Raw genomic sequence first — 19,314 nt, forward strand, 5'->3', positions numbered from 1 at the left:
GGTCATATGTTGAAATATTTGATAGCTATCGCTGTTAATCAGAGATGAGGATTTACAATCGCTGGTAGAAAATTGACGATCCAGGAGTTATGACATGAGTGTTAAAGGAATTACCCCGCAGGAGCTCGCCGCCTATGGCATCCATAACGTCAGCGAGATTGTTTACAACCCAAGCTATGATTTACTGTTCCAGGAAGAGACCAAACCCACGCTTGAAGGATACGAGCGCGGAATCCTCACCACCACAGGAGCAATAGCGGTAGATACCGGGATTTTTACCGGCCGCTCGCCAAAAGATAAATATATTGTCCGCGATGCCATCACTCAAGATACCGTGTGGTGGGCCGATCAGGGCAAAGGCAAAAATGATAACAAGCCACTGAGTCAGGAAACCTGGAGCCACTTGAAAGGGTTGGTAACCGAGCAACTGTCCGGTAAGCGTCTGTTTGTTGTTGATACTTTCTGCGGTGCTAACGCCGATACTCGCCTGCAAGTTCGCTTTGTCACTGAAGTCGCGTGGCAGGCTCATTTTGTCAAAAACATGTTTATCCGCCCATCAGACGAAGAACTGGCCCATTTCGAGCCTGATTTTATCGTCATGAATGGCGCTAAATGCACCAACCCAGACTGGAAAGAGCAAGGTCTGAATTCCGAGAACTTTGTTGCCTTTAACCTGACAGAACGTATGCAGCTCATTGGCGGCACATGGTATGGCGGCGAAATGAAGAAAGGTATGTTCTCGATGATGAACTACCTGCTGCCACTGAAAGGCATTGCTTCCATGCACTGCTCGGCCAACGTCGGCGAGAAAGGCGATGTGGCTATCTTCTTCGGTCTGTCTGGTACCGGTAAAACCACGCTGTCGACTGATCCGAAACGTAAGTTGATTGGTGATGACGAACATGGTTGGGATGATGACGGCGTATTTAACTTTGAAGGTGGCTGCTACGCCAAAACCATCAAGTTATCTGAAGAGGCAGAACCGGATATTTATCATGCTATTAAGCGTGATGCCTTGCTGGAGAACGTGGTAGTACTGGCCGATGGTACCGTTGATTTCAATGATGGTTCCAAAACGGAAAACACCCGTGTTTCTTACCCGATCTATCACATTGAAAATATCGTTAAACCGGTTTCTAAAGCGGGTCATGCCACTAAGGTTATCTTCCTGACTGCTGATGCCTTTGGTGTATTGCCACCAGTATCACGCCTGACAGCAAATCAAACCCAGTATCACTTCCTGTCTGGCTTCACCGCTAAACTGGCTGGTACTGAGCGCGGTGTAACTGAGCCAACACCGACCTTCTCAGCCTGTTTTGGTGCAGCTTTCCTGTCGCTGCATCCAACACAATATGCAGAAGTGCTGGTTAAACGTATGCAAGCGGTGGGCGCACAAGCCTATCTGGTCAATACTGGCTGGAATGGCACTGGCAAACGTATTTCCATCAAGGATACCCGTGGCATCATTGACGCCATTCTGAACGGTGAGATTGATAAAGCAGAAACCTTCACTCTGCCAATCTTTGATCTGGCGGTGCCAACGGCATTACCGGGCGTGAACCCAGAGATCCTCGATCCTCGTGACACTTACGCTGATGTGGCACAGTGGCAAGAGAAAGCCGAAGATCTGGCGAAGCGTTTTACCACTAACTTTGATAAGTATACTGATACCCCAGCAGGTGCTGCATTGGTTAGCGCAGGGCCAAAGCTCTAAGTTAGCGTTGATTTTGTAATGATTATGGGAGGGACACATTTGTGTCCCTTTTGTTTTTCGCCAATCAAAAATGGATTAGATCAGGTTTGGTGGATGAGTGATCGGGGTCGGGTGTTCATTATTAGTTGTTCAGTGATCCGGGTCGGTTGATATGAGTTCAGTGATTAACTTGTCTCCGTTGCCTCAACCGCCAAAGGGTGCGGGCGCGCACCCTTGTGGAATCCCGCGCTTCGCACGTATCGCCTGCCCACTGCGTGGGTTCCCTCACTCATCGTTTCGGCTCACGGACCGCCGTGATTCGCTCCTGCTCAAGCACGGTTCGCTCGGCTTCCCTGCCTCGCGTCCTACCTTCACTCTTCATTCGGCAGCTCAAATGTGCTTTGAAAGTCAAAAGAGGAAATCAACAGCAAAAAATGATGGTTTTGACGTTGAGCGCAATCAGGAATATTGCCGACAAGGAATGAGGGTAGAGTGAGCGGGCATGGACGCCCGCGAAAAGCGCGCTTGAGCAGGAGCGAATCGCGCTGGCTCGTCAGCACGAAAGACGTAGGCGGTTTACCCGTAGGGCAATATTTCGCGCAAGCCGCAGGTGCAGGAGGGCCGGCTTGCCCTCCTGCTCGGTTGAGGCTACGGAGGTAAATTAGGCACTTAACTCATATCAACCGAAACCTGATCCGACCCCACCATAACCGAACCCGATCACTAAACTCATATCAACCGAACCTGATCACCATACTAAATAACCAAAATAAAACTCACACTACCGCCGGTGGCTTCGCCTTCATATCTAACGGCAACGGAATATACGCCCGGATCCGTAAACCGCCTCGCTCACTGGTACCGATATCCAACGAACCGGCGTGGGCATCAATAATCCGCTGCACAATCGCCAAGCCCAGTCCAGTACCACTGGTACTCCGCGCGCTATCGCCACGCACAAAAGGCTGGAACAGATGCTTCAAATCTTCAGGCTTGATACCAGGGCCGTCATCCTCAACCTGGAACCACGCACGCTGTAGCTCAGTGCCACTACTGACTTTTATCCAGCCATTACCGTAACGCGCCGCATTCACCACCATATTGGCCAACGCACGCTTAATCGATAACGGATGGATATCCACCAGCACTTCACCTGCACACAAATCAGTCTCGATTACCCGCTCATAACCACTTTCAGCCGCGATCACTTCACCGAGTACGGCATTCAAATCACTCGACTCTGTCGGCATCTCCTGCCCGGTACGTAGATAATCGATAAATTGCTCAATAATGGCGTTGCACTCTTCGATATCTTTATTGATTGACTCAGAAAGGTATCCATCGGCTTCACTCATCATTTCAGTCGCCAAACGAATACGGGTCAACGGCGTGCGTAAATCATGGCTAACCCCAGCCATCAGCAAGGTCCGATCATCCGCCAACAACTTCACGCCGGCGGCCATTTGGTTAAATGCCCGGGTAACCGAACGCACCTCTGACGCACCATACTCCCGTAGCGGTGGCGGAATAATCCCTTTACCCACCTGCAAAGCGGCATGCTCCAGCTCAACTAATGGCCGATTCTGAATACGGATAAACAGCCAGGCTCCCCCTACAGCCAATAACATAATTGCCAGGGTATAACGGAACAGTGGCGAGAAATCGCCCTGATGGATCTCAGTTAATGGCACTCGTACCCAAATATCCGGCGATAACCACGTCTTTAGCCAGACAACAGGGGAGTTTTTATTAACTTCGACCCGAACATCGGTTGGCCCACCCAATTGTTGGGCCATTTGATCACTGAGAAATTTGTAATGCTGTGCCCAACGCAGGCCACTTTCCTCCGCCGCAGCATTGGTATAAAGCGAAATCCCCAATTCACGGTAAATCTCACGCCGAAACGCCGGCGGGACTTCAAGTAGCGTGCCATCTTCCAATTGCAGCCGGTCAGTCATCAGCATACGAACTTCATACGCCAACACTTTGTTAAACTGCTGCAAACTGGGCAAAATGGCGAAATTCAGCACCACCAAATACGTGGTGACCAGACTGACGAACAGCAAGGTCACAATCAGTAATAAGGTTCGGGCAAATGAGCTACGTGGAGAAAAGCGCCATCGCCTCATGCTTTACTGCCGTCCGGTACAAATACGTAGCCCAAGCCCCATACAGTTTGGATATAGCGCGGATGCGCCGGATCTTCCTCGACCATACGCCGCAGACGTGAAATCTGTACGTCGATGGAACGCTCCATCGCACTGTATTCGCGACCTCGGGCCAGATTCATCAGCTTATCGCGTGACAACGGCTCACGTGGATGACTCACCAAGGCTTTCAGCACCGCAAACTCACCGCTAGTCAGTGGCATAGGCTCATCTTCACGAAACATCTCGCGCGTGCCTAAATTGAGTTTGAACTTACCAAACGCAATCACTGCTTCTTCCTGTGAAGGTGCACCCGGTAGCTCGTTAGCCTGACGGCGTAACACCGCACGAATACGGGCCAGTAATTCTCGGGGGTTGAATGGCTTAGGAATATAATCGTCAGCACCAATTTCCAATCCGACGATACGGTCAACTTCCTCACCCTTAGCCGTCACCATAATGATCGGCATCGGGTTACTTTGGCTACGCAGACGGCGGCAGATAGATAGACCATCTTCACCCGGTAACATCAGATCAAGCACCATCAGGTGGAAAGACTCACGGGTCAGCAAGCGATCCATCTGTTCAGCATTGGCAACGCTGCGCACCTGGAAACCTTGCTCTGTTAGGTAACGTTCCAACAGCGCGCGCAGGCGCATATCGTCATCAACGACCAGAATCTTGTGATTCTCTTGCATTTTATTACTCCCAAAGGCCGTATTGCTCGAACCTGTACATTGTTAAAAAAACTTACTTTATACCCTAAATAATTCGAGTCGCAGGAAGGCGGCAACTGAGCGAGCCCTCGGTCACTTACATGAGTCAGTGACGGAGGGTGAACGAAGGAAGCCAACACACATGCAGCTTGAAGTATGACGTGTATAACAGACAGCTTTTTATGGTATACATTCTAGTCGAAATTGTTACAAAGCTTATTGTTGTGCCTAATTATCAACACTTTCGTCAAATGGGCGGTAGCGGATCTCTAATATCCAGTAGGTTGCTTCACCATTTGGTGTCTGAACCGTCACCTCATCCTCCACCTGCTTGCCAATTAAGGCACGGGCAACCGGTGAATCGATAGAAATCCATTTTTTTGCCGGATCAAACTCATCCGGCCCAACCAGGCGAAAGATGCGCTGCTCTTCTAATTCATTTTCTACCCGCACCCAGGCACCAAAAAAGACTTTTCCTTCCTGACGCGGGTCAGGGTCGACAACTTTCAGCACCTCAAGGCGTTTGGTCAAAAAGCGTACCCGGCGATCAATCTCTCGTAGCCGCTTCTTACCATAGATATATTCAGCGTTTTCCGAACGGTCACCCATTGCTGCGGCTTCAGACACCGCCTGTGTTACCACCGGGCGCTCTTCCCGCCACAGATAATGCAATTCACGATCCAGCGCCTGCCAGCCTTCGCGGGTAATGTAATTACTTTTCGCCATATAATTATCCCTTTGGCATTGATGCTTCTACTATACCCTAACTTTTTACCGATAAGTCCACGTTACCTCAAGCTCTGCTGCCGCTCTACTGGCAATTTATCCGGGCAATCCGTATAACTATCTTCTGCCATTTTTCCTACTCACTATCAGACTTGACATCAGACTTATGAATGAACAACTGAGCAGCATTATTGCAAGCGAACTACAGGCGCGGCCGGAGCAAGTTATCTCTGCTATCCGCCTGCTTGATGAAGGTAATACCGTGCCGTTTATTTCGCGGTATCGTAAGGAAGTTACCGGCGGGTTGGATGATACCCAGTTGCGCCAGTTGGAAAGTCGTTTGGGCTATCTGCGTGAACTCGAAGAGCGCCGCCAAACCATTCTTAAATCAATTGAAGAAAGGGGCAAGCTCACTGAGCAGTTGGCCGGTGCCATCAATGGCACCATGAGTAAAACTGAGCTTGAAGATTTATATCTCCCTTATAAACCGAAGCGCCGCACCCGTGGTCAGATTGCGATTGAAGCCGGTCTGGAACCATTGGCGGACAGTTTATGGCATGACCCACAGCAAGAGCCAGAACAGGTTGCTCTCGCTTATGTTGATGCCGATAAAGGTGTTGCAGATACGAAAGCGGCACTGGATGGTGCACGCTATATCCTGATGGAGCGCTTTGCAGAAGATGCAACCCTACTGGCGAAAGTGCGCCAGTATTTGTGGAAAAATGCCCATTTGGTAGCAAAAGTGGTGGAAGGCAAAGAGCAGGAAGGCGCTAAATTCCGCGATTACTTTGACAGCCACGAACCTATCGCCCAAGTCCCTTCTCACCGCGCACTGGCAATGTTCCGTGGACGTAATGAAGGTGTGCTGCAACTGGCGCTAAATCCGGATCCGCAGTTTGACGAACCGCCGCGCGAAAGTCAGGGCGAGCAGATAATTATTAACCATCTCGACCTGCGGCTGAATAATGCGCCAGCAGACGGTTGGCGCAAAGCGGTGGTCAACTGGACCTGGCGTATCAAAGTGCTGATGCATCTGGAAACCGAGCTGATGAGTACCCTGCGCGAACGAGCCGAAGATGAAGCAATCAACGTATTCGCCCGTAACATGCAAGATCTGTTGATGGCAGCCCCTGCCGGCATGCGCGCCACCATGGGCCTTGATCCGGGCCTGCGGACTGGGGTGAAAGTGGCGATAGTGGACGCTACCGGCAAGCTGGTTGCCTTTGATACCATCTACCCTCATACCGGGCAGGCTGCTAAAGCCGCCGCCGTGGTGGCCGCCCTATGCATCAAGCATCAGGTTGAACTGGTGGCTATCGGGAATGGTACGGCATCGCGGGAAACCGAGCGTTTCTTTGTCGAGCTACAGCAACAGTATCCGGCAGTCACCGCGCAAAAAGTGATTGTCAGCGAAGCTGGAGCCTCGGTTTACTCCGCCTCGGAGTTGGCGGCGCTGGAGTTCCCAGATCTGGATGTCTCCATCCGTGGTGCAGTGTCTATTGCCCGGCGGTTACAAGATCCACTGGCTGAACTGGTAAAAATTGACCCGAAATCTATCGGGGTCGGCCAGTATCAACATGATGTTAGCCAAAGCCAACTGGCGAAAAAGCTGGATGCGGTAGTGGAAGACTGCGTAAACGCCGTGGGTGTGGATTTAAACACCGCGTCGGTGCCGTTACTGACCCGGGTTGCGGGTTTAACCCGCATGATGGCGCAAAACATTGTTAGCTGGCGTGATGAGAATGGCCGCTTCCATAACCGTGAGCAATTGCTCAAAGTCAGCCGCCTCGGGCCGAAAGCCTTCGAGCAGTGTGCCGGCTTCCTGCGTATCAATCATGGCAATAACCCGCTGGACGCATCAACCGTGCATCCAGAAGCCTACCCGATTGTTGAGCACATTTTGGCTGCAACTGAACAGGCATTGCAGGACCTAATGGGTAATGCTACCGCGCTGCGTAATCTTAATGCGCGTGATTTCACCACCGAGCAATTTGGTGTCCCGACGGTCACCGATATTCTACGCGAGTTAGAAAAGCCAGGCCGTGACCCACGCCCTGAGTTCAAAACCGCAACCTTCGCTGAAGGTGTAGAGACGCTCAATGACCTGACTCCGGGCATGATCCTCGAAGGCTCGGTCACTAACGTGACCAACTTTGGTGCCTTTGTTGATATTGGTGTTCATCAGGATGGTTTGGTACATATTTCATCACTGGCGGATAAGTTTGTCGATGACCCACATAAGGTGGTGAAAGCCGGGGATATCGTCAAAGTGAAAGTCATGGAAGTGGATTTGCAACGCAAGCGCATTGCCCTGACCATGCGCCTTGATGAACAGCCTGGTGAAGGCGGCTCGCGTCGTGGTAACAATGGCGCTAATAGTGCGAATAGCAGCGCCAATGGTCGTAATGACAATCGTGGTGCCAGCCAGCCTCGTAACAGCAATGATGCGAACAGTCGCCCAGCAGCCAAGGGCCGGGCAGACAGTAATTCTGGTAGCAACAGCGCCATGAGTGATGCACTGGCGGCGGCATTTAAAAAACGCTGATATCTCTACTCAGGGCCACGTTGGTGGCCCTTTTTTCATTTACGTTTTTGTTTCAAATTATCGCGACATCTTTAATATTTCCTCTCATATCCTTTTCTTCTATAAAGCTGAAGATTTATCTTTTAAATTAATTAGCACGCGATTCTTTTCTGCTGCGAAATGACGTTTACATCATGATTAAATCGGCGTTAATTTAACAATCTATTTAACATGAGGGTTAATTTCGTCAATTATTCACTCTAATTTATAAATAATTATGAAGACATTCTGTGAGTTAATTAAAATCCGAATGTTATTTTATTAAAATGTGAGTGAATTAATTATGTTAACAATCGGTATTTAACTGCCCTAACAGGGCATAATGGAAACATTCAGTTAACTGATTTAACTCATTATTTTCATTTGCGATTATGTTAATTTGATGGTAAAACAAGCATAAATAAAAATCAGACTCATTAATTATACCCTAAATAATTCGAGTTGCAGGAAGGCGGCAAGCGAGATAATCCCGATAAGCTTACATGAGTAAGTGATTCGGGTTAGTGAGCGTAGCCAACACACAGGCAGATGGAAGTATGACGGGTATATAAAAATGAAATAGTAACGAATACTTACCTTTGAGTATTTCACCTTAGTTGAATATGAAAACGATTCTTACTATTATTATTTTATCTATTACCTTTTAGAGTCGTATCACTCTGAATTTTGGTACGCCAATAACGTAATAACAAGAGGCACCTATGCATCTTATCCCGCAGCGTTCCTATAAAATTGTTGGTTTCTCGCCTGAAATCAGCCCGGCTTACCGGCAGAAATTATTGTCACTGGGTATGCTGCCCGGCTCTTCGTTTAATGTTGTCCGCCTCGCGCCATTAGGTGACCCCATTCAGATAGAGACCCGCCGCGTCAGTCTGGTGCTACGGAAAAAAGACTTAGATCTGCTTACGCTGGACTTGCAACCCTAATATTGCGGGTCAACATCCTATTTTGGCTGCCGGGCTGCGTGTCAAAGCCCCCCTGCGTAGTCTGATTTTAATTTACTAATATCACGTTGGATCATGAAAGCACTCACAATCGGCCTGATCGGCAATCCCAATGCAGGTAAAACCACCCTTTTTAACCAGTTAACCGGTGCCCGCCAACGGGTGGGGAACTGGGCCGGGGTTACGGTGGAGCGCAAAGAAGGCCATTTCACTACCGCGCAACATCAAGTGACATTGGTTGACCTGCCGGGAACCTACTCCCTGACCACCATTTCTGAGCAAACCTCGCTGGATGAGCAAATTGCTTGTCACTACATTCTAAGTGGTGAAGCTGACCTGCTGATTAATGTCATTGATGCGGTGAATCTGGAGCGCAATCTCTACCTGACACTGCAACTGGTTGAATTGGGTATTCCCTGTATTGTGGCGCTCAATATGTTGGATATTGCCAAAAGCCAACATATCGATATTGATATCAAGGCATTATCTCAGCAGTTAGGTTGCCCGGTTATTCCGCTGGTCTCCACTCGCGGGCAGGGTATCAATGAATTAAAAAGCAGTATTGATGAACTTCAGCCGATTCCCTTTAAGGCTTTGGTTAACTACCCGCCAGTGCTACTCAGTGAAGTAGATAAGTTGGTACAGGCCATGCCTGAGTCCTGGCCGGTACAGCAGCGCCGTTGGCTGGCACTGCAAATATTGGAAGGTGATATCTATAGCCTGGCACGTGCAGGCATAGCGCCCTCAATCGTGGCGCTAGCGCGTGAAAATCTGCGAGCAAGCCAACACGAAGATCCCGAGCTGGTGATAGCCGATGCCCGCTATCAAAGTATTGCCCGCATCTGTGATGTGGTCGGTAACTCGCAGCAAGCGGAACCGAACCGCCTGACACAAGCGCTTGATAAAGTGATCCTTAATCGCTGGTTAGGTGTCCCGATCTTTCTGTTTGTCATGTATTTAATGTTTGTCTTAGCCATCAATATCGGTGGGGCGTTGCAACCCATATTTGATATCGGCTCTGCGGCTATCTTTATTCAGGGGTTGCAATGGGTGGGTTATACGCTGCATTTCCCACAGTGGTTAACCATCTTCCTCGCTCAAGGCGTGGGGGGCGGGATTAATACCGTGCTGCCGTTGGTGCCACAAATTGGCATGATGTACCTGTTTCTCTCCTTTTTGGAAGACTCCGGTTATATGGCCCGAGCCGCATTTGTTATGGACCGGCTGATGCAGGCGCTGGGGTTACCGGGTAAATCCTTCGTACCACTGATTGTCGGTTTCGGCTGTAATGTGCCCTCGATCATGGGTGCACGAACACTGGATGCGCAACGCGAACGCCTGATAACCATCATGATGGCACCCTTTATGTCCTGTGGCGCACGGCTGGCGATTTTTGCCGTCTTCGCGGCGGCATTCTTCGGTCAGGATGGGGCCAGTATCGTTTTCTCTCTTTATCTATTGGGTATCGCGGTCGCCATCCTCACTGGGCTGGTGCTGAAATACACCATTATGCGTGGCGAAGCCTCACCCTTTGTGATGGAACTGCCGGTTTATCATGTGCCCCATCTAAAGAGTTTATTATTGCAAACCTGGCAACGGTTAAAAGGTTTTGTCCTGCGCGCAGGGAAAGTGATTGTCATTGCCAGTATCTTCATCGGCGGCCTGAACAGCTTCTCTTTCAGTGGCAAACCGGTAGATAGCATCAATGACTCAGCACTGGCCTCAGTCAGTAAAGTGCTGACGCCACTGCTGGCACCCATGGGTGTTCATGGCGATAACTGGCAGGCAACCGTGGGGTTAGTGACCGGCGCCATGGCAAAAGAAGTGGTGGTAGGGACACTCAATACTCTCTATACCGCAGAGCAGATTAAGAATGAACCCTTTGATGCCGAGAGCTTCAACTTACCGGGCGAATTGGTCGGGGCGGTTAAAACTACCTGGCAGGGCTTAAAAGATACTTTTAGCCTTAGCGTGTTATCCAATCCCATTGAAGCCAGCAAAGGTGATGGTGAAATGGCAGCCGGTTCGATGGGCATGATGAGCAGTAAATTCGGTTCCAGTATTGCTGCCTATAGCTACCTGATATTTGTGTTGCTCTATGTGCCCTGCGTCTCAGTCATGGGGGCTATCGCTCGGGAAACCAGCCGCGGCTGGATGACCTTCTCAATATTGTGGGGGTTAAATGTGGCCTACTCACTGGCAACCCTGTTCTACCAAGCCGCTACGTTTCACCAGCACCCACAACAAAGCCTAATGATTATTGCGGTGGTTATGGTGATTAATGCATTGATCTTGTTTGGATTGCGCCGCGCGCGGAGCCGGGTAACTGTCAGGTTGCAAAACAGTAAACCTGCGAGCTGTTGTCAGAGTGCAAGCAATGATTGCCATTAACAAACCGCTTTTGTTACAACAGGAGGCATGATGGCGAGCCTACTCCAATTACGCGATGCCATCGCGCTCAGTGGTAGTGTGGGAGCGAGTCAACTAAGCCAGCAATTGGCAACACCTTTACCCCTGGTTGAGGCCATGCTAGAAAGGCTGACGGCAATGGGCAAGGTTGAACGCATTGAGCAAGATAATAGTGGGTGCCTGACGGGCAGTTGCAAGAGCTGCCCTGAAGGAAAAAATAAATGTAACACTGTGATTTATAAAATAAAAAATCATCATTAAGTTACAAAAAGAGATGCCCGATGGGCATCTCTGCCTTTTTATTACTTATAAACATCGGCATCAGCGTCAAATTTCTTCTTTTCACGCTCGGCGATGATCACATAATACTTACCGCCTTTCTCATCCGCCATTTTCGACAGCTCTTCTTTCACATCCATCGGCGATGTTGCCTGACCCGACGTGGTGATGGTGCCAATCTTCTCGTAATTCTTCGCTTCTTCTTTAGTAATTTCTTTCGCCGCCATCGCGCCAAAAGAAACCCCCGTAACGACCAGAGCTACAGCCAGATTTTTCAATAAATTCATACCGAATACCTCGCAAATGAAGGATTAATGCGTATAAAAACAGTAAGAAAAACAGAGATGATATTGATTTAATTAAAGACAGTTGGCTGATGTGACGCCACGCGCAGTGGCCGCCCACACCTCTAAAGAAAAGGCTCTCCCCATGCCAGTGCGCGGGGATGCGCCAATTTGAACCTTCTTAATTATTAAGTAAATTTAATATTTAGCCATTAAATTACGCATTAAATTCCATTCATCTCTATGTGCTAAGGCCTTAAATCTGTGGCAGTTAGCTATTCCAGTGTGATTTTAGCGTCAACATGTGCTGAAAAATCTATAAGTAATTTTGAAAAATCATCAGGATGAGAAACAAAAGGGGCATGAGCTGCTCCCTTCATCACCACCGATTGACTCTGCGGCCAGGCACTATCTAATAACGAAGCCACTTTGCGCGGCACCAGCCCATCCAGATAACCATAAATGCGCAACAAAGGTAGAGTGCATTTGGCCAGTGCGGGTCGTAAATCTGCAGTACGCAGAATGTCTAGCCCGCCGATTAACACCTCCACCTCTGGCATCTGGTGTTGTAGCACCACCGCTTTCAATAAACGGGCATCCTGTCGTGCACTTTCCGTCCCCAAAGTTTGCAATGCCAGAAAACGCTCAACGGTACGCTGAAAATCCTCACTTAACTGTTGCTGAAAACCAGCCAAGACTTCCGGCCGAATCCCCGGCCATTCATCATGCGCAGTAAAACATGGCGAGGAGGAGACAGTTATCAGCCCACGCACGCGCTCTGGTTGAGTCAAAGCTATCTGACTGGCCACCAGCCCGCCCATCGACCAACCGAGCCACAAGGCGCGCGGTGGTGCTTGTTGTAAGACAATTGCCGCCATATCAGACAGTGGCATCGTACCAAAATCTTTGCTGCGCCCATAACCGGGGAGGTCCACCAAATGCAGACGAAAATGCGGCGCGAGTCTATCAATTATGCAATGCCAGACTTCGGCGTTCAGCCCCCATCCGTGCAGCAGCACAAGATCGCAATCACCTTCACCGCAGATGTTCCAATACAGTTGTTTCATACGTTAATATCCTGTTGCCTTAGCCGCGTCATACATCACTTATCAAGGAAGATAAACATGCTAACAATCGTCAGCCAGTGTTGGCTATGCCGGCAGCGGTTATATCATCCCAGGCATGGCATTTGTTGTTATTGCAACCAGCATTTACCTAAATTACCGCCCTGTTGCCCTCGCTGCGGCTTGCCCTGCACTAACCCGGCATTACCTTGTGGCCGCTGCCTTAACGCACCACCCCGCTGGGCGAGTATGACCTTTGTCAGTGATTATATTCCGCCCTTGAACGGGCTGATAAAAAAGTTCAAATTTAACGGCGTCACACCGTTGGCTCCGGTACTGGCCCGTTTATTATTGTTACGCTGGCTTGATGCCTACCGTCAGGGTAAGGTTATCAGGCCAGAAAGAATCATTAGTGTGCCTTTACACCGCAGGCGCTGTTGGCGGCGCGGCTATAACCAAACAGACCTGTTAGCACGGCCATTGGCACACTGGCTTGGCTGCCACTACAGTAATATGACGTTACAGCGAGTACGGGCTACACCACCGCAGCAGCGATTGAAAGCTACCGCGCGACGTAAAAATATGCGGGGGATATTTCGTTGTACACAGTCTCTTCGCGGCCAACATATTGCTCTGCTGGATGATGTCGTAACAACGGGCAGTACACTGAATGAGATTGCCGATCTACTCTGGTCCGAGGGGATTGCCTCATTACAGGTGTGGTGTATCTGCCGAACCTTGTAGTCACCCTAGCAATGGGCGTATTATAACCGACAAGAATAGTCAACTATTGAGCAGATGCCATGATCACAATAACAGACGCAGCACAATCTCATTTTGCCAAACTGTTGGCAAATCAAGAAGAAGGCACCCAAATCCGGGTATTTGTTATCAACCCCGGAACACCCACCGCTGAATGCGGCGTGTCTTACTGCCCACCGGATGCGGTCGAAGCAACAGATACTGTACTGAAATTTGAGCAGTTATCTGCCTATGTTGATGAAATGAGCAAGCCTTATTTGGACGACGCTGAAATCGATTTCGTCACTGACCAACTAGGCTCTCAACTTACCCTGAAAGCGCCTAATGCCAAAATGCGTAAAGTTGATGATACTGCACCATTGATGGAGCGGGTTGAATATGTTCTGCAATCGCAGATTAACCCGCAACTGGCCGGGCATGGTGGCCGTGTAACATTGATGGAGATCACACCAGATGCATTGGCTATCCTGCAATTCGGCGGTGGCTGTAACGGGTGCTCTATGGTTGATGTCACATTGAAAGAAGGCATCGAAAAAGAGCTGTTGCAGAAATTCCCAGAATTGAAAGGCGTGAGGGATTTGACCGAGCATCAGCGCGGCGAGCATTCCTATTACTAATTATCCTGCGTCCTTGGCGCTACAGCGGTGTTAGCTTCGCTCTCTCACCCGAATCACTGACTGATGTCAGCTCATCGGGATTTGTTCGCTTGCTGCCTTGCTGTAACACCAATGAACAATATTGTTCTTAATGCTGACAAAACCAGATGACTCAATCTGGAGCGGCGAGGATAGGTAGAAGAGTAAAGCGTCCGCGCCAGGGATGGCGCGGCACGAGCCTACATCGACGTATTGATGGCGTCTTTACGATCTGCCTGTTCTCTCCGCCACGAGCACTTTATTGGCAGCCTACTGAGAGATTCCCTCCCTTATCATCCCGCCGACACATTCTTGCGCCGCTTATCCAAATCCTTCAATAAACGATTAACCTGACTGTCAGTAAACATCTCTTCCAAGGTCGAGGTCAATTTACGCCGCCAGTTCGGATATTCCTCACTGGTTCCGGGGATGTTTACCGGTGTCGCCATATCTAACCAATCTTCCGGTTGCAAACCCAGTAATGCGCTGGCGCTGTCAGCAACATAACGCTGTAATCCCCGGTTAAGGACTGGGCTCATCGAGAGGAGTGACGCTTTATGGCCTACCTTCTTTGGCACACAGTCATAGTGATGTAACCCTTCCAATAATCCTTGCTTGGCCCGTTCCCGATCAAGATAAAGCTGCTTCAATATCTGTTGGTCTGGATATAACCCCAGCTTATTCCCCAACGTCAGATCGTCACTTTGCCAATAGCCCCGTAAGGTCGGCAAGTCATGGGTCGTAATGGTGGCCATCGCCTGTGCCGGATAAGATTGTGGCGCACGGAAGGTATTCTCACTGTCATGCTCAAAATAGAGCACCTTATAGGAATACACCCCGCTGTCACGCAGCTTAGCCACAATTTCTACCGGTACCGTGCCTAAATCCTCGCCAATCACCATGCAGTGATGACGCTGACTTTCCAGCGCCAATATCGCCAATAGATCATCGACCGGATATTTAACATAAGCCCCCTGGGCGGCAGTCTGCCCGTAGGGAATCCACCACAGACGCAATAAGGCCATCACATGATCAATACGCAGAGCACCACAACTGGTCATATTAGCGCGCAGCAAATCGATAAAAGGCTGGTAGGCACGCGCAACCATGACGTGCGGGTCCATTGGTGGCAACCCCCAGTTCTGGCCCAGCGGCCCTAAAATATCAGGCGGAGCCCCTACTGAAGCTTTCAGACAATATAACTCGCGGTCACACCAGGTTTCAGCGCCACCTTCAGCCACACCAACAGCTAAATCACGGTACAAACCAATCGGCATTTTTCGTGTCTGGCTGTTGCGAAAACAGTTATCAAACTGAGTGGCGGCCAACCACTGTAACCATAGATAGAAGGTCACATCACTCGCGTATTCGCGGCAAAAATCAGCTACAGCACTGCTGTGCCCATCACGATATTTTTCTGGCCACACCGGCCAGCCCCACATCATTGGGTCTTGCGCACTTAAATGAGCATGTAGCGCATCAAAAGCTGCTTGTTGATGCAGACCACGACCGCCTTGTTCCACAAACTGGTGGAACGCCTGCATCCGCGCATCTTTTACTTTACGAGCAGTAAACAACGGGAAGGCCAAACGCAGCGCCATCAATTTCAGTTGCATAACTTGCGGATAATCAACCCACTCATTAGCCCGAATTTCAGCCAGCGTCTGTTGCGTTGCTGGTTGATGCCACCAGAGCTGCGCCGCTTCACTGTGCTGAAACTCATCCACGCGGTTCACGTCGATATAAACCACATTCAACCAGCGTCTTGAAGAGGGGCTATAGGGGCTAGCACTCTGTGGGTTAGCCGGATACAGCGCATGAATTGGATTCAAACCGATAAAGGCACCACCACGCTCGCCCACCTGTTCCAACATTTGGCTGAGATCACCAAAATCACCAATCCCCCAGTTGCGTTCGGAACGCAGGGTATAGAGCTGTACACAAGCGCCCCACAACTTTTTCCCTGCCAGCAACGCATCTGGCTCATAGCAACGTTTCGGTGCCACAATAATTGAACACTGCCACTGCTGTAACCCTTGTTCGAGAATCAAACGGTGATAACCCTGCGGCAGAGAAGATGGCAATGTCAGCGTCTTCTTTGCACTGATACGCCCCTGGTGCAACTCACCTTTTTCTGTCTGCAATTGCCAGTGATAATCGCCTGAACCCGCCATTGGTAGCTGCATTGGGCTACCAAAAGTAAATACTTTCACCACCGGTAGTGGTGTATTTTCTGTCGAGGTGTCCTGAGGCACCTGAGTGCGCCCCATGGCCGCCAACAACTGCTGCTTGGTTTCCGGCAAAATAGCCTGCGGCTTACCATGAGCATTAATGTAGCTGGCGGCTATCCCTGCCAGTGTCGCTGCTTGATCGAGCGATTTACGATCCATGCAGTCTTCTCCTTAACGTTTGGCTTGCCAAATCCGTGATTGGTAATCACGAATTGAACGGTCAGAACTGAACATCCCTACCCGGGCAGTGTTAAGAATGGTACGGCGGGTCCATTCATCCTTATCGCGGTACAGGGCATCAATTTGCTTCTGTGCCTGACAGTATGAGGCAAAATCAGCCAATACCAGATAAGGGTCACCCCCTTCCAACAGGCTATGCAACATCATGTCAAATGCGTGCTTATCACCTTGGCTGAACGCACCACTGGCCAGCTCATCCAGAATGCTTTTCAGGTGCGAGTCAGCTTTAAGATACTTCTGCGGCTTATAGCCTTTCGCCAAAATGGCTTTTACCTGCTCCACGGTGTTACCGAAAATAAAGATATTCTCGTCACCCACCTGCTCGGCAATCTCAACGTTAGCCCCATCGAGAGTGCCCACAGTCAATGCACCATTCAGTGCCAGTTTCATGTTGCCAGTACCAGAGGCTTCTTTACCGGCAGTTGAAATCTGCTCCGATACATCCGCCGCAGGAATCATCAATTCCGCGACTGAAACCCGATAATCGGGGATAAAGACCACTTTTAGGCGATCTTTGACGATCGGATCATTGTTGATCTTATCGGCGGCCTGATTGATCGCATAAATAATATTCTTAGCTAAATAATAACCAGGTGCAGCTTTGGCACCAAACAAGAACACCCGCGGCGCAATATCCAGATTCGGGTTGTCACGGATCTGGCGGTAGAGCGACAGAATATGTAACAGATTCAAATGCTGACGCTTATATTCATGCAACCGCTTAATCTGCACATCGAAGATGGCGTCTGGATTAATCACCAACCCCATAGTTCGCTTAACGTATTCAGCTAACTTAACTTTGTTGTCATATTTGATCTGCTGATAACGGCCCCTAAAAGCCTTATCTTCGGCATAAGACTCAAGCCCAGCTAATGCATCCAGATTATTCGCCCATTCCACTTTCAGCGTTTCATCAATCAGGCCAGATAATGCCGGATTACATTGCTTCAACCAACGGCGCGGCGTAATACCATTAGTAACATTATGGAATTTATTTGGCCATAATTGATAGTATTCAGGGAATAAGTCTTTGATAACCAGATCAGAATGCAGTTGCGCTACGCCGTTGACGGCAAAGCCGCTGACCACACACAGATTGGCCATTCTCACTTGCTTATTATGATGAACCGCCAGCTTGGCCCACACCGCTTCATCCCCAGGCCATTGCTTATCCACCACCTTTTTAAACTGCGCATTGATCTGCTTGATGATGACAAAATGGCGTGGCAACAAACTACGCACCAATTTTTCATCCCAACATTCAAGTGCTTCAGGCATCAACGTGTGGTTGGTATAGGCGAAGGTTTTACTGGTGATCGCCCACGCCGCATCCCAGCTTAGCTGATGCTCATCCAGCAGTACTCGCAGCATTTCAGGAATAGCGATAGTCGGGTGGGTATCATTCAGTTGAATAACTTCATAGTCAGGCAATTCAGCCAGTTTACGACCAGCCAGATGATGCTTACGTAAAATATCCGCCACCGAGCAGGCGCATTGGAAGTATTGCTGCATCAGGCGCAGACGTTTGCCGGCCAGATGGTTATCGTTTGGATACAATACTTTGGTCAGTTTTTCTGCTTCAACGCCATTTTGTTCTGCCAGCAGGAACTTCCCATCATTAAAATTAGTTAAATCAAATGGATGTTGATGAGTAGCCTGCCACAGGCGCAACGGCTGTGTTACACCATTGCGAAAACCCAGCACCGGTAAATCCCAAGCTTCACCGCGCAAGGTGAAGGCCGGACGCCACACCTGGCGGCCATCAGCGAGTTTTTCTAACTTGCCAGCAAAGCCGACATCAACCGCCAACGCCGCATTATGGCGAAACCACGGATAACTCTCGCGCTGCCAGTTGTCCGGGGCTTCCTGTTGTTTACATTCACTGAAAGATTGACGGAACAGACCATATTGATAATTCAGACCATAACCGGTGGCGGGTTGCTCAACGGTTGCCATCGAATCAAGGAAACAGGCCGCCAAACGCCCAAGACCGCCATTACCCAATGCAGGGTCAGTCTCCTGCTCCAGCAAATCACACAGGTTAATTTGCTGCTCGGCCAGCAACGCCTCCACTTGGTCATACCAACCCAGATTAATCAGGTTGTTTGCCGTTAAACGACCAATCAAAAACTCCATTGAAATGTAGTTAACATGCCGTTGGACTTTTTGGGTTTTACCTGGTGCAGGCTGAGCCGCCAATTGTTCGGCTAACGCCGCGCTGACAGCTTCCCACCATTGGTGTTGAGTCATTTGCTGAGCGGAGGTTAGGCCAAAGCGCTGCCACTGGCGGATCAGTGCGGCCAGGAAATCGTCCTTTTTAAGCGTAGGCTGTGACATAGGGGGTCTCTATCCTGTGAGTGGGGTAATTTTACCCTTATCCTGCCAATGAGAACTGACAAGGGCATCATCCTGCCGGGGGATTAGCTGGGGATGAGTCGCAGGGCGTAGCTAAAATTGTGATCCGGTGCAACTTACAGCCATATGAAACATTAACTCTATTGCAATAACATGGCCGTTATCAGACCTTAGCAGTGCTGATTAATTACGAGGCTAAAAATAATTACTCTTATGAATGCCTGTAACATTTCATTACAAATGGA

General features: G+C 49.5%; 14 protein-coding genes and 3 pseudogenes. 8 read left to right on the forward strand and 9 right to left on the reverse strand.

All coding sequences use genetic code 11. From position 1 onward, the window contains the following. Positions 1-94 precede the first annotated feature (94 nt). The gene (pckA, locus tag A6J66_015665) at positions 95-1,714 is read left to right on the forward strand and encodes a phosphoenolpyruvate carboxykinase (ATP) (protein ID PNM25487.1); all 1,620 of its coding nucleotides are present in this window, start codon (positions 95-97) and stop codon (positions 1,712-1,714) included. A 178-nt stretch (positions 1,715-1,892) separates the two neighbouring features. Further along, positions 1,893-2,096 (forward strand): annotated as a pseudogene (locus A6J66_015670) (hypothetical protein). Positions 2,097-2,469: 373 nt separating this feature from the next. On the opposite strand, the gene A6J66_015675 reads toward A6J66_015670, so the two are convergent. The 4 genes and pseudogenes from A6J66_015675 to A6J66_015690 form a co-directional block, all read right to left on the reverse strand. Next, positions 2,470-3,822 carry a two-component system sensor histidine kinase EnvZ gene (locus A6J66_015675; protein ID PNM25488.1) on the reverse strand — a complete coding sequence of 451 codons (1,353 nt, stop codon included), beginning with the start codon at positions 3,820-3,822 and terminating at the stop codon, positions 2,470-2,472. After that, positions 3,819-4,538, reverse strand: coding sequence for a two-component system response regulator OmpR (locus tag A6J66_015680; protein ID PNM25489.1), 720 nt, complete (start codon positions 4,536-4,538; stop codon positions 3,819-3,821). The genes A6J66_015675 and A6J66_015680 overlap by 4 nt, the downstream gene beginning before the upstream one ends. A 56-nt stretch (positions 4,539-4,594) precedes the next feature. Beyond that, positions 4,595-4,724, reverse strand: a pseudogene (locus A6J66_015685) (methionine aminopeptidase). Positions 4,725-4,784: 60 nt separating this feature from the next. After that, positions 4,785-5,282, reverse strand: a complete 498-nt coding sequence (locus tag A6J66_015690) for a transcription elongation factor GreB (GenBank protein PNM25490.1) — start codon at positions 5,280-5,282, stop codon at positions 4,785-4,787. Positions 5,283-5,448: 166 nt separating this feature from the next. Between A6J66_015690 and A6J66_015695 the strand changes: the two genes are divergently transcribed. Further along, positions 5,449-7,827 carry an RNA-binding transcriptional accessory protein gene (locus A6J66_015695; protein PNM25491.1) on the forward strand — a complete coding sequence of 793 codons (2,379 nt, stop codon included), beginning with the start codon at positions 5,449-5,451 and terminating at the stop codon, positions 7,825-7,827. Positions 7,828-8,288: 461 nt separating this feature from the next. Here the strand turns inward: A6J66_015695 and A6J66_015700 are convergent. Then, positions 8,289-8,390: pseudogene (locus tag A6J66_015700) on the reverse strand (type I methionyl aminopeptidase). A 177-nt stretch (positions 8,391-8,567) separates the two neighbouring features. Between A6J66_015700 and A6J66_015705 the strand changes: the two are divergent. The 3 genes from A6J66_015705 to A6J66_015715 all read left to right on the forward strand — a co-directional run bounded on the left by A6J66_015705 (position 8,568) and on the right by A6J66_015715 (position 11,480). Continuing rightward, positions 8,568-8,792: an iron transporter gene (locus tag A6J66_015705; protein ID PNM25492.1), complete on the forward strand. Its 225-nt coding sequence runs from the start codon at positions 8,568-8,570 to the stop codon at positions 8,790-8,792. 93 nt (positions 8,793-8,885) lie between these two features. Further along, positions 8,886-11,201, forward strand: a complete 2,316-nt coding sequence (gene feoB, locus A6J66_015710) for a Fe(2+) transporter permease subunit FeoB (GenBank protein PNM25493.1) — start codon at positions 8,886-8,888, stop codon at positions 11,199-11,201. Positions 11,202-11,231: 30 nt separating this feature from the next. Next, entirely contained in the window at positions 11,232-11,480 is a 249-nt protein-coding gene (locus A6J66_015715; GenBank protein PNM25494.1) for a ferrous iron transporter C, read from the forward strand. A gap of 41 nt (positions 11,481-11,521) precedes the next feature. On the opposite strand, the gene A6J66_015720 is transcribed toward A6J66_015715, so the two are convergent. Next, complete coding sequence (locus tag A6J66_015720; protein ID PNM25495.1) at positions 11,522-11,785, reverse strand: DUF1471 domain-containing protein; 264 nt, start codon at positions 11,783-11,785, stop codon at positions 11,522-11,524. Between the two features lie 272 nt (positions 11,786-12,057). Then, positions 12,058-12,849, reverse strand: coding sequence for a pimeloyl-[acyl-carrier protein] methyl ester esterase (gene bioH / locus A6J66_015725; protein ID PNM25496.1), 792 nt, complete (start codon positions 12,847-12,849; stop codon positions 12,058-12,060). Between the two features lie 57 nt (positions 12,850-12,906). Between bioH and A6J66_015730 the strand changes: the two genes are divergently transcribed. Next, positions 12,907-13,590: a DNA utilization protein GntX gene (locus A6J66_015730; protein ID PNM25497.1), complete on the forward strand. Its 684-nt coding sequence runs from the start codon at positions 12,907-12,909 to the stop codon at positions 13,588-13,590. 59 nt (positions 13,591-13,649) lie between these two features. Continuing rightward, positions 13,650-14,225, forward strand: a complete 576-nt coding sequence (locus A6J66_015735; GenBank protein ID PNM25498.1) for an iron-sulfur cluster biogenesis protein NfuA — start codon at positions 13,650-13,652, stop codon at positions 14,223-14,225. 311 nt (positions 14,226-14,536) lie between these two features. On the opposite strand, the gene A6J66_015740 is transcribed toward A6J66_015735, so the two are convergent. Then, the gene (locus tag A6J66_015740; protein ID PNM25499.1) at positions 14,537-16,633 is read right to left on the reverse strand and encodes a 4-alpha-glucanotransferase; all 2,097 of its coding nucleotides are present in this window, start codon (positions 16,631-16,633) and stop codon (positions 14,537-14,539) included. 12 nt (positions 16,634-16,645) lie between these two features. Then, complete coding sequence (locus A6J66_015745) at positions 16,646-19,051, reverse strand: maltodextrin phosphorylase (GenBank protein ID PNM25500.1); 2,406 nt, start codon at positions 19,049-19,051, stop codon at positions 16,646-16,648. Between the last annotated feature and the right edge of the window lie 263 nt (positions 19,052-19,314).

This window comes from Yersinia enterocolitica (assembly GCA_002082245.2).
GTDB classification, from domain to species: Bacteria; Pseudomonadota; Gammaproteobacteria; order Enterobacterales; family Enterobacteriaceae; genus Yersinia; species Yersinia enterocolitica_E.